At 71.7% G+C, this 11,588-nt stretch carries 7 protein-coding genes; 4 read left to right on the forward strand and 3 right to left on the reverse strand.

Annotated elements, in window-relative coordinates; genetic code table 11:
- Nucleotides 1-43: 43 nt before the first annotated feature.
- The 4 genes from ABH935_RS33795 to ABH935_RS33810 all read left to right on the forward strand — a co-directional run bounded on the left by ABH935_RS33795 (nt 44) and on the right by ABH935_RS33810 (nt 6,278).
- Complete coding sequence (locus ABH935_RS33795; RefSeq protein WP_370382017.1) at nt 44-289, forward strand: hypothetical protein; 246 nt, start codon at nt 44-46, stop codon at nt 287-289.
- Nucleotides 290-447: 158 nt separating this feature from the next.
- Nucleotides 448-3,150, forward strand: a complete 2,703-nt coding sequence (locus ABH935_RS33800; RefSeq protein ID WP_370382018.1) for a CHAT domain-containing protein — start codon at nt 448-450, stop codon at nt 3,148-3,150.
- A gap of 13 nt (nt 3,151-3,163) precedes the next feature.
- Nucleotides 3,164-5,422 (forward strand): hypothetical protein, encoded by a 2,259-nt coding sequence (locus ABH935_RS33805; RefSeq protein WP_370382019.1) that lies wholly within the window; start codon nt 3,164-3,166, stop codon nt 5,420-5,422.
- Nucleotides 5,423-5,651: 229 nt separating this feature from the next.
- Nucleotides 5,652-6,278 (forward strand): 4Fe-4S single cluster domain-containing protein, encoded by a 627-nt coding sequence (locus ABH935_RS33810; RefSeq protein ID WP_370382020.1) that lies wholly within the window; start codon nt 5,652-5,654, stop codon nt 6,276-6,278.
- Nucleotides 6,279-6,321: 43 nt separating this feature from the next.
- On the opposite strand, the gene ABH935_RS33815 is transcribed toward ABH935_RS33810, so the two are convergent.
- From ABH935_RS33815 to ABH935_RS33825, 3 genes are read right to left on the reverse strand one after another with little or no spacing between them, the layout of a single operon-like run.
- A complete protein-coding gene (locus tag ABH935_RS33815) occupies nt 6,322-7,941 on the reverse strand; it encodes a hypothetical protein (RefSeq protein WP_370382021.1) in 1,620 nt (539 codons plus the stop codon).
- 6 nt (nt 7,942-7,947) lie between these two features.
- Nucleotides 7,948-10,365 carry a GTPase-associated protein 1-related protein gene (locus ABH935_RS33820; RefSeq protein ID WP_370382022.1) on the reverse strand — a complete coding sequence of 806 codons (2,418 nt, stop codon included), beginning with the start codon at nt 10,363-10,365 and terminating at the stop codon, nt 7,948-7,950.
- Between the two features lies 1 nt (nt 10,366).
- On the reverse strand, nt 10,367-11,587 hold the full coding sequence (locus ABH935_RS33825) for a hypothetical protein (protein ID WP_370382023.1): 1,221 nt from the start codon (nt 11,585-11,587) through the stop codon (nt 10,367-10,369).
- Between the last annotated feature and the right edge of the window lies 1 nt (nt 11,588).

Consider the following 11,588-nt stretch of genomic DNA (forward strand, 5'->3'; position numbering starts at 1 on the left):
AACGGGGAATCGCAAGTATCCCGATGGAAGGAAACCTTCAGAGATGACCGACAGCAGCACCGACAAGCAGATCACCGTCGACGGCGCCGTGTGGATCCTGCCGCAGGAGCCGGACGCGGCCGACGTGTTCAAGCAGATCGAGGACGCGCTGGACAACGGCACCGTCGCGCGGGTGGCCGTGCTGGACGCGAAGCGGCGCCGGGTCGAGATCCTCATCAACGGACGCACCGTCACCAGCGTGGTCCTGGACGCCTGCGTGGACCCGCGGCCGAGCGAGACCTCCATCTGAGCGCCTCGCGGCGGCGGTCCGGTCACCCCGGGGTGACCGGACCGCCGTGTGTTCCGGTGCCGGTCCATCAGGGTTCGACGATAATGGGACGCCCGCGCCGGGACCCGCGCGCCGCACCGGCCCGCCCGATCCGTCAGATGGCCCACAGGAGGTGTGTTATGTCGATCGATCCGGACAGATACCAGGTCTACGCGGCCATCGCCGGCGAGGGTGACTGGAACCTGGCGGTGGAGGCGCTGCACCGGCTCGGCGGGGACGCCGGGGACACCGGCACGCGGGCGCGGCTCGCGGTCAAGCTGATAGCCCTGCGGCTCGGCACGGGCATCGATCCGAGCGCCATGCTGCGGCAGGGCGGGGCCCAGGCCGCACAACTCGAACGGCTGCTGGTCCTGGCCGATCAGGACCCGCCCCGGGACCCGGGCTGGCCCCGGATGCGGATCATGGCGCGGCTGCACGTCCTGATAGCCGCGGTGTCCGGCGACTCGCACCTGCCCCCGGCCCAGGCCCTGGCAGAGCTCGAAGAACTCGCGCAGTCGGCCGGCGCCGAAGACCCGATGCTGTCCAAGCTGGTCGACGTCGCCCGGCGGATGCTGTCCGCCTCCGTCTCCTTCGACGAGGGCGACGCCTCGATGCCCGACCGGCTGATCGAGGACGTGGAGACGGTCCGTGAATTCTTTCCCGGCAACAGCGACGCGGCCCTGCTGTCCGATCTGCTCGCCGCGGTCGCGGACGCCCAGCGCGTTCAACAGACCGGCGGCGACCCCAGGCCGGGGATCGCCCGGATCCAGGAGACGATCGCGCGGCTGCCGCCGGAGCACCCGATCCGCGTGGGCCTCAAGGATTCGATGGCGGCGATGGGCCCGGCCGCCACGTTGTTCGGCGACATCAGGGATGACTCCCCCGGGTCGGGTCCCGCCGACCTCGCCGCCGCGGAAGAACTCGCCGCGCAGACCGACGTCGACCCCGCCACGCGCGCGCTGCGGTACGCCCTCGCCGGCGGCATAGCGCTGCGCGGATGGGACGAGACAGACCTCGACCGGGTCAGCGCCGGCGTCGAGCACTACCGCGCGGCCGTGGAGCTCTCGCCGGACCCGACCTCGGAACGGATATTCCACCTCAGCGGCTACGCCATGGCCCTGATCCGGCGCAACGAACTGACCAACTCCATGAGCGACCTGGACCTCGCGCACGAATCCCTGACCGAGGCCCGGGCCCTGGCCGGCGGGCCCCGGCATCCGCAGTGGTCGAACATCAACGACATGTTCACCCGGATCCAGCGGCGCCGCGGCGACACCGCGGCCGGGCAGGGCGCCCTCGACTCGCTGCGCGGCACCGCCTGGCAGGTGCTGCTGCAGGACGGCATCACGGCGGCGAAGTACGCCGCACGCGACGCCGCGGGGTTCGCGGCCGACGCGGCGCGGATGTGCCTGCTGGAGGGCAAGGTAGGCGACGCCGTCCAGTCCCTGGACGGGGGTCGCGGCCTGATGCTGTTCGCCGCGACCGAGTTCCAGGGGGTGACCGAGCGTCTCCGAGAGGCCGGGCGGCCCGATCTGGCAGAGCGCTGGAGCGCGGCCACCGCCGAGGGCGCGCCGGAGCGGATGCCGGCCGGCCTGCGCGGCGACGTCCTGCGGGCGCTGGACCAGGACGCGCGCCTGCTCGATCCGCCGAGCGTCGCCGAGATCCGGTACGCGCTGCACGACCTGGACGTCGACGCGCTGGTCTACCTCCTGCCGGCGGCGGGCAGCAGTCCCGGCTGGGCGGTCATCGTGCCGGCCCGGGGCCAGCTCGCGTCGATGAGTCTGGCGAACCTGCAAGTCGGGCCGGGCACGGACGCCGAGCGGTATCTGACGTCCCTGGCGACCCGCGGCCGCGATCTGAAGCCGATGCCCCGGGAGCCCGACGACACGGCCAGCCTGGACAGCTTGTGCGACTGGGCATGGCGGGCGGCGATGGGGCCGATCATCGAGCAGTTCCTGTCGACCCTGCCCACCCCGGACAACGGCCGGCCGCACCGGCTGGTCCTGGTGCCGATGGGCCAGCTCGCCCTGGTCCCGTGGCAGGCGGCGCGCAGCCGGGACGGCCGCTACGCGCTGGAGTACGCAGCCTTCTCGCAGGCCGCCTCGGCGCGCATGTTGTGCCGCTCGGCGGACGCCGAGCCGGTCCGCACGCTGCCGGTCGGGCTCGTCGTCGGCGACCCGGACACCGCCGGGGAGGCCGCGCCGCTGCCGGCGGCGCGCCTGGAGGCGTTCGCCGTCCACCAGACCTTCTACCGGGCCGGCCGCTACATCGGCCGGCGCGCCGACGGCAAGCCGAGTCCGGCCGGCGCCGGGACCGCGCAGGAGGTCCGCGACTGGCTCGCGGCCACCCGCCCCGGCGCGGTGATGCACTTGGCCTGCCACGGCGTCATCGACACCGCCGGGGAGGAGGCCACCTCGTATCTGATGCTGGCGGACAAGAGCCGGGTGACGGCCCAGGAGATCATCGAGCTGATGGCCCGCGGCCCGGACAGCGGCATCGGGCTGGCGGTCCTGGCGGCCTGCCGGACCGGCCGGTCGATCCACGGCTACGACGAGGCCTACAGCCTGGGCACGGCGTTCCTGGCCGGCGGCGTCCGCTCGGTGCTCTCCACGCTGTGGGCGGTGCCGGACGAGGAGACCTCGGTGCTGATGTTCATGTTCCACCACTATCTGAGGACTGATTCGCCGGCTCCGTGGGAAGCGCTGCACAAGGCCCAGTTGTGGATGCTCGACCCCGAACGGCGGCTGCCGGAGTCGATGCCGGGCCCGCTGTGCAAGCGCTACGACGCGCAACGCGCGGCCGGGGTCGAGTCCTGGGCCGGTTTCGTGCACTGGGGAAAATGAGGAGGAGACTGCGTTGGACGACGAGACCACCCGCCTCGAAACCGAACTGGCGGGGCTGACGGGCAGCGCCCGGGCCCAGACGCTGCTGCGGCTGGGGCAGGCGCACTGGATGCGGTACTCGCGCACCGGGATCGGCGCCCAGGTCGGGCTCGCCCACCTGGACCGGGCCATCACCGCCGTCGACGAGGCGCTGGGCTACCTCGAACCCGGCGACATCCTCCGCGTTCAGGCCACCTCGATGCTCGGGGTCTCCCGCTGCGTGCGGCACTCCATGCACAACAGTCCGGTCGCCGACCGCGACGCGGGCATCTCGTTGCTCGAAGAGACCCTGGCGGCCGGACCCGGCGCCCTGCCGGCCGCCTCGGTCGGCTTTGCGCGCGCCACCCTCGGCGAGGCCTACCTGAGGCGCGCCGTGCAGATCATGCAGTCACCCGACGCGCTGATGGCGGCGATAAGCCGCGGCACGCCGTCCGGCACGATCGCGGACATGGAGCGGGCGATCGAGAACCTGCGCGAGGTGACGACCGTCACCACGGTCCCGCAGCTGTCCCAGACGGCCGCGAAGATGCTCCGCATGGCCGAGACGATGCACCGCATCTTCACGGCGTTCGGCTCGCCGAACCTGAGTACGCAGTTGGACGTGATGATGGGTTCCATGGCCGAGATGCAGGAGCTCGTCCGGGAGTTCGAGACGGACGGCTTCGGGGTGGGGAGCCACATCACGAACGCGTCGTTCCTCCACACCGAGTGGACGCAGCACGCCGATCCCACGGACTTTCCCAGCGCCATGTTCCGGGAGCCGGAATCCGACGCGGGTGGGAACAGCGTGCGGGAGGGGGTGCGGGAGCAGCAGGGGGCTGGGTCGAAGCGGCCCGAGTCGGGGCGGCCTGACGCACAGCAGCCTGAGTCGAAGCAGCCAGAGTCGAAGCAGCCTGAGTCGAAGCAGCCTGAGTCACGGCTACCCGAGTCGGGGGCACCCGAGCCGCCGGAACAGCGGGAGCGGCCGGAGCGCACGCGCTTCTCGGTGGACGCCGACGCGATGCGGGCCGATCTGCGCACCCTGATAGGCGTCGGAAGCGCCGGCGACGACGTCTTCGCAGTCGCCGCCGACCTGCTCAGCGCCGCCGAGCCCCCGGCGTGGGTCGACGAGTTCGTCGCCTCCGCGGCCGGCATCGTGCACAGCGTGGAAGCGCCCTCCGGGGCCGACCACTTCCTGCTGGCGGTCGCGCTGCATCTGCGGTCGCGCCGTGACGGTGACGACGACGGCTGGGGGAAGGACTCCGGCGCGGCGACCGACGGCGACGCGCAGGCGGCGGTCGCAAGCCTGCTGGCCGCTGCGGAAACCGTGGCCGACGAGGATCCGGACGCCATCCCGGCGCTGGTCCACCTCGCGGAGCTGTCCCCCGACGGCACGCTGAAAGTCATCGGTTCCCGGCTCGGAGGCCTCACGGCGCTGCTCCAGTCCGTCGGCGCCGAGGCGGTCGACCTGCCGGGACCGGCCGATTCGCGGCGTTGGAACGCGGCCGAGAGCCGGTTCGAGCCGGCCGGCGAGCCGGGCACGGCCCGGACGCTGGTGGTCGTCGACGGCGGATCCCCGCAGGAATCCCAGCCGTCGGCGTCTGCGGACGATGTGACGGTGTCCTACGTCGCTTCGCTGTCGCAACTCAGAACCCTGTCGCAGCGCAAGGTCCGCCCGGTCGCGGAGGAGCCCGTCTTCGTCGCGAACCCGCGCGGCGACCGGATGCCGACCGCCGTGGAGACGATGCTGCTGCGGCGCAGCTTCTATCCGCACTCCGTCGGGCTCGGCGGCCTGATCGAGGCCGCGGACGGTGCGGGGACGGCCGCGCAGGTCCGTTCCCGGTTGGAGGCGTCGGTGCTGCACCTCGCGTGCGGGGTGACGGAGGCCGGCACGTTGGAGCTGGCCGACTCCTCCGAACTGGACCTGAGCGATGTCCGGGTGGAACGCGGCGGGCTGGCGATCCTGCCGCCGGATCACTTCCAGCCGTTGGCGGACATCCTGCTCACCGCGGGATTCACCGGGGTCGTCGGGTGGCGGCGGCCGGTGCCGGAGGACTTCGCCGCGGTGGCCTACTTCCTGCTGCACACGGAGCTGGCCGACGTCGGCCGCGCGCCGGCGGCGGCCGTGCGTGCGGTTCGCCGGCAGCTGCGCGAGCCCGATCTCGCCGCACTGCCGCCGTTGCTGGCATCGCGGTTCGAGACGACGGATGCGGCCGGCGACGACTGGACGGCATTGGTGTACCGGGGTCGATGACGCAGATCCTGCGCAGCGGCTGGTGGTTCTCAGCGGTCACGCGCCTTGGTGCAGAGAGCCGTCGCCGATACCCGCAGCAGTTCGATGGCTTCTTCGAGTACCGCGCGGTCCTTGGTCTGCTCGTAGACGTCGGCCAGTTCCCGCAGAGTCGGCCATGATCCCCACCCTCTCCGTCAGAAATCGCACAAAGCCAGTACGTTGAGTCGCCGTGGAACCCCGGAGGTCTGCCGTGAGCGGAACCGAACTGTCCATCAGCCGCTTCGCCAGCCCGGTCCGAACGCTCGGGCCCGGCGTCCGCGCCGTGGTGTGGGTCCGGGGCTGCCCGCTGCGTTGTCCGGGCTGCATCGCGGTCGAGGACCTGGACTTCGACGGCGGGATCCGGACCACGGTTGAGGCGCTGGCCGAGCAGATCAGTGCCCTGCCGGCGGAGGTCACCGGCGTCACCTTCTCCGGCGGTGAGCCGATGGCGCAGGCCGCGGCGCTCGCCGAGGTGGTGGACCTGATCCGGGCCGGGCGCGACTGGTCGGTGCTGGCCTACAGCGGGTTCACGCTCGACCACCTGACCCGGCACGGCGACGCTGGCCAGCGCGCGCTCCTGGAGCGGCTCGACATCCTCGTCGACGGGCCGTACGTGCGGGCCCGGCATGCCGATCTGGCCTGGCGCGGCTCGGACAACCAGCGGGTGCACCTGCTCAGCGGACGGCACGTGCTGCCCGATCCCGACACGTCCGCCGGGATCGAGTTCCACGTCGAGGCCGACTCCGTGACGTTCGTCGGGGTACCGCCGGTGCCGGGGTTCCGGAAGTCCTTCGAGGACGCGGTGCGCGGCGAGGGTGTGGTTCTGAGTCCGGAGTAGCGGGGCGGCCGGACTGGCCCGCCCCGGCACTGGCGCCGCGTCATCATGGGGCGCTGGGTTCGGCTCGGGGCCGCGCCGCCGTCAGCTTCCTGAGTTGCCGGGGCAGCCGCTCGCCGCCGAGCAGCCAGGAGCTCAGGGTGGCGATCGTGGGATCGACCTCGCCGTCGGCGGTGAGGACCGCCGCGGTGAAGGAGAAGCGGACCTCGCCGAACTCGTGCCGCATCGCGCGGATCAGGTTACCCAGGCCCAGTTCCTCGGTGAGCCAGCGTTCGCACGCGGCCGAGTCCGAGGTCCGAGGCGGGGCCGTGCCGAGGCCGTCGAAGAGGTCGAACTTGCTCACCGCGACGGCCAGCCGGGTCCTCTTGGTCGGCGCGCCCATCTGGATCAGGGTCTGCACGGCCTGGTCGAACACCAGCCCCGGCGGCTCCTTCGAGGCCAGCGACCAGTCCAGCGTGTCGCGCGCCTGCGGCCGCAGCGTCTCCCGGAACGCCGGCACCGACAGCGGGTCCAGCACGAACAACAGCGAGCGCGCCGCGCGGAAGTACTCCAGCTCGTCGGTCCGGTCGACGGTGGTGAACCGTTCGCCGGCCGCGTCGAAGAGGTGGATGAGCCGCTCGGAGCGTCCGCTGCCGAGATAGATGGACCGGGCCCGCGGCAGTTCCGGCCCGGTGCCGGTGACGTGCCCGGCCTCCTGCAGGATCTCCGTGAGCACCCGGTAGGCGCGGCTGGTCTCGTCGTCGGCGAGCCGGGCCGGGATCCGGTCGCGGTCGGCCTCGCGCATCAGCCGCATCATGATGGCCGCCATCAGCTGGGTCTTGCCGGCGGCGCGGGCGCCGAACAGCGGCACGATCTGCTCGCGGCGACGCCCGGTCTCGTCACTCATGGCCCTCCCACACTCCGGTTCCGGACAGAACGCCGGCAGCTGGTGGCTCCCGAGGAGCAGCAGCGTCGGCAGCCGGGCGCCGCACGCGCAGCGCCGGCGCAGCACGCCGTAGCGCCCGGGACGCACGTCCCGGTGCCGGCGCGCGCAGTCGGGGGCATCGCAGCTGTACGAGGGGTAGTCGATCTTCCGGTAGCAGTGCGGGCACGTCATGCCCTTGATCCCCTTGACGGCCAGCAACGCGGTGTCGACGCCGCGGAGCACGCCGATCGCGGCCCGGGCCACCAGCTGCGCGATGCCGATCGTCAGCGCGTGCAGGAGCGCGACCACGGCGAGCAGGACCGCGGCACCCAACCCGCCGACGATCAGGCCGGCCCAGAGCACCAAGCCGATCGGCCGGGCCATCAACGGCGAGAACCCCGGGCTGGTGATGAAGCGCCCCGTGATCGACGCGCCCCAGTCCTGGAACAACCTGATGCCGCCGGCCTGCCCCTGCCTGAGGATCCGCCGCAGGTCGAACAGCGCGGGGCCGAAGAAGTACTGCCGATAGGCCTGCTCCGGTTCCCGGTCCGGCGGGAACCCGCGCGGGTCGCGCCGCACTGGATCCGGGTTTGACATCGTCCGTATCAGGATCCGGGCATAGCCGGCCACGGCCGTGATGACGAACACCGCCGCCGTGCCGAGGACCACGAACGGTCCGGCGACGATCACGAAGAAAATCAGAGCGAAGCAGTACAGCGCGACGCCCGCCAGAATCACAATGAGGAAGAACAGTTCCTCCACTTTCCGTCACCCCCCTCGGCGGAAGCTGCCGCCGAACCGCAGCTTCCGGTACCTGGTCTCGAAACTGTGGAACTCGTCGGTGAGCAGCGGATCGCTGATCTCCACGAGGTTCCGCAGCTCGTCCCAATCGGCCTTCTTCAGGCCCCTGACGATGTCCACGAGCGGCGCGAGCATCTCGGCGCGTGCGCTGTCCTCATACATGTTGGCGAAGCGGAGGTAGACCCCTGCGACGCGCTTGAGATAGGCCGCGCTCTGATCGCCCCGCCCGGTCCTGAGGCGTCCCAGGAAGTCGTTCACGATGCTCGGAGGAACCCGTTCCAGCACCGTGCGAACTTGCCTGGGCTCCCATTCGCGCCGCATGAGCAGCCACAACAGATAGCGCCGGGCGATCAGCTTGATCACCAGGCTGTTCGACGAGAAGCCGCCGACGACCTGCCCCAACTGCTCGAAGGTCTTGACCGCGCCACAGACGTTGGCGAACTGGAGCGCCTCGTCCAGCGGGGCGCGCGACTTGGTCAGGCGCCCTCCCGCCGGGGAGGCCAGCAGATCACCGCCGATCTGCACGTACCATTCGAGATCGTCGTTCTCGGACGCCGTCTTGAGCGTGTTCAGGAACCAGATGGCGACCTCGTCGTCGTCCAGCCGGCGCACCGGGACCTTCGCGGCGACGGCGCACATGTCCTCCTTGGTCCACTGCCAGGTCTGCCACAACCGCTTGAGCAGCGCCGGATCCGGCAGCTCCTGCCCGCGCCGCTTCAGGATCCGCAGCAGCACCTCGACCCGGAACACCGGCTGCCGCCTGGCTCGGGCGATCAGCACGGACTCCCGGAGCTGTTGGTACTCCTTCAGGTCGTCGTCGAAGTCGGCGCCCGCCAGGAACTCCCCTATCGGCCCGTCGAGCAGTTGGTCCGCTTCCTCCGGCTGTTCGCCGGCGAGGGTCGCCAGCTCCGCGACGAAGCCCCGGCGGATCGCCGGCCACTCCCGGAGCGCGGTGTGCAGGGATCCCGGGGCGGCGCCTTGTTTTCCGCCGGCCGCCGACGACGCCGCCGACGCCGCCGACACCAGGGCGCGTTTGCCGAACCCGAACAGGAACACCTGGTCCAGCTCCGGCTCCAGTCCGGCCCGCCGGGCCCAGTGCAGCAGCCGGAGTGCCTCGACGGCCGTGGCGACGTCGAGCAGTTCCCGCAGCCGGCCCGCCGCGCGCCGCCGGATGGTCGGCGACTCGATGCGGATCGCGGCGGAGTCCTCGGTGTCGGCGGCGCGGACCCGGGCCAGTTCGGCATCGATCTGCTCGAACCGGATCTCGTCGCACAGCGCCTGGTCGCCGCCGCGCCGGGCCAGCTCCACCAGCGCCGGGAGGTGGTGGTCGCGGCGCGCGGGCTGGTCGTGCAGGACCATGGCCAGCTCGGCCAGCGCCGCCGGGTCCAGCGCCGCGTCGGTCGCCCACGCCACCGCCCGGTCGGCCTCGGCGACGGTGAGCTGGACCCGGCCCAGCGCCGCCGCGGCGGCGACCGGCCCGAACCAGGCGTCCAGGCTGAAGCTGTCGGGGGCGGCGAGGGTGCCGGCGGTCTGCCACAGCGCCCGCGCCTTGGACACCCCGACCCGGACCGCCAACTCCGCCAGCGGGTGAACCGCGACTTCGGCGACGGACCCGGCGGCCATGTCGAAGACCACGAAGGAGTCGATGACGTCCAACGGCAGATCGGCGATCGTCTCGGGCACCGTGCCGATCAGATGGAGGCGGCTGGCCGACGGGTCCGCGCGGTAGGTGGCGAACGCCAGTGCCGCCCCGGCGCGCGGCGGCAGCAGATACGACACCGCCGCGATCCACTGCGCCGCGCGGTCGGAGTCCGACTCGACGAGCAGCACCGGCCGGGACCGGCCCTCAACCGCCGCTGCGGCCGCCGACAACAGCGCCGACAGCGCCACGTCCAAGCGGTCGCCCAGGGGATGACCGGCCAGGAAGTCGCGGACCGAGGCCGGACTCACCAGGCCGCGCGGCAGCTGCCCGGAGAAGCGCGGCAGCTCTGTACCGTCGGCCTGGACCGCGGCCCACACCGGCGCGCGCCACAGCTCGATCGGCAGCAGCGGCCCGAGGGCTTCGGCGAGGTCGTCGATCGAGTCGGCGGCGAAGGTGTGCGCGAAGTAGTTGCCGAAGCGCTTGGAGAAGTCCTGGCCGACGTATTCGACGTTGGCCAGGAGCGTGGGTGTCCCGGGCCGGAAGCACAGGTTCACCGGGCATCGCGCGAGTTCGTCGGCCTCGGCCGGGAACATCTGCGAGCGCGGCGGTTTGTAAGCGATCTGCGACAGCACCTCGCGCTGGGTCTCGGCCGAGGCCCCGGGGCTCACCGCGTTGAACTGGTAGCCCGCGAAGCCGGTCAGCCCCCGTTCGCAGGAGGTGTAGTAGAGCTGTTCGAGGGCCACGTCACCCGCTTCCCTCGCGGCCGACGGCGCCGAACTCGCTCAGCAGCCAGACGAACGGGTCCGCCACGCGGTAGGGCTGGATGCCGGTCGCGGCCACTTCGGCGTTCTGCGTCGGGTTGGCGCCGAGCGCGGACACCCCGAAGTAGCGGTAGCGCCGGTAGGTGTTGCGCATGAGCTGGTCGATCTGGACCCCGTCCCAGTCCCGCAGCAGGCTCGTCATCTCGGTGTGGACGTCGAGGCTGTCGGCGACGTCGAACTTCTCGCCGGCCGGCGGCTCGACGGTCAGCGGGCTGCCGCGCCGCAGGCGGTGCCGGAAGACGTCCATCTTGGGGAAGACGACCGCGACCGGGACGTCGATGCGTCCCTTCTTGGCCGCCCCGGGCTGGGACAGGAGCATGTCGGTGATGCGGGTCAGGACGCCGACTGAGGTGTCGTACTGCGCGCTGGGCATCCGGGTGCCGGGAGCTGCTTCACGCCGTGCGCCGGGCATCTGGAGCGGATCGAGGAGCAGCAGGACGCCGTCGGCGTTGGCGAGGTAGCGGGTGTTGAGGTCGACGCTGTCCTGCGAGGTGAGGTCTTCGCCGGCGGCGTCGAAGAACGACAGCAGCGTGTGCACGGGGGCTCGGCGCAGCGGACCCTGCGCGCTGACGCTGAGCCGGAACACCAACGGGTCCACGCGGTTGTCGTTGGTGCTCGCCGACACGGTGCCCGGCGGCAGCCGGTGGTCCTCGTAGAGGTTGTCCTCGTAGTTGCGGCGGAACCGGCTCAGGGTGTGTTCGTCCCCTGCCATAAGCGAGGCGTCGAGCCGCGCACCGACGCGGTTCATCACCTCGTGCAGCAGCACCGTCATGTAGACGGTCTTGCCGGACTCCTTGGAGCCGACCATCGCGATCAGCAGGTTGTCGACCAGGCCGAACTGGGTCGGGAGCTGGCTGTGGCAGACCGGGCAGACGCGGTAGCGGGTCTCGCTGGTGCAGTCGGGGCAGGACGCGGTGGTCTGGCGGCCGTCGGCGGCGAACACCGGGCCGAGCTCGCGTCCGTTGCCGGTGCGCTCCTCCAGGATGCCGTCGGTCTTGGCCACGCAGCGCCGGCCGGTGCGGCCGGTGCGGGTGTTGCAGCGGAAGAGGATGTCCCGGATCGGGAACTGCTCGTAGCAGTAGGGGCAGATCAGCTTCTTGGACGACAGCGCGCTGGGCAGCTTGTTGGGCAGCGACATCCTCATG

The sequence above is a fragment of the Catenulispora sp. GAS73 genome, from assembly GCF_041262085.1.
Classification (GTDB): Bacteria; Actinomycetota; Actinomycetes; order Streptomycetales; family Catenulisporaceae; genus Catenulispora.

Excerpts from the sequence above, each read along its gene's own strand:
- ABH935_RS33825 (WP_370382023.1), bottom strand. The coding sequence starts at position 11,587 with ATGAGGATGTCGCTGCCCAACAAGCTGCCCAGCGCGCTGTCGTCCAAG.
- ABH935_RS33795 (WP_370382017.1), top strand. The coding sequence starts at position 44 with ATGACCGACAGCAGCACCGACAAGCAGATCACCGTCGACGGCGCCGTG.
- ABH935_RS33800 (WP_370382018.1), top strand. The coding sequence starts at position 448 with ATGTCGATCGATCCGGACAGATACCAGGTCTACGCGGCCATCGCCGGC.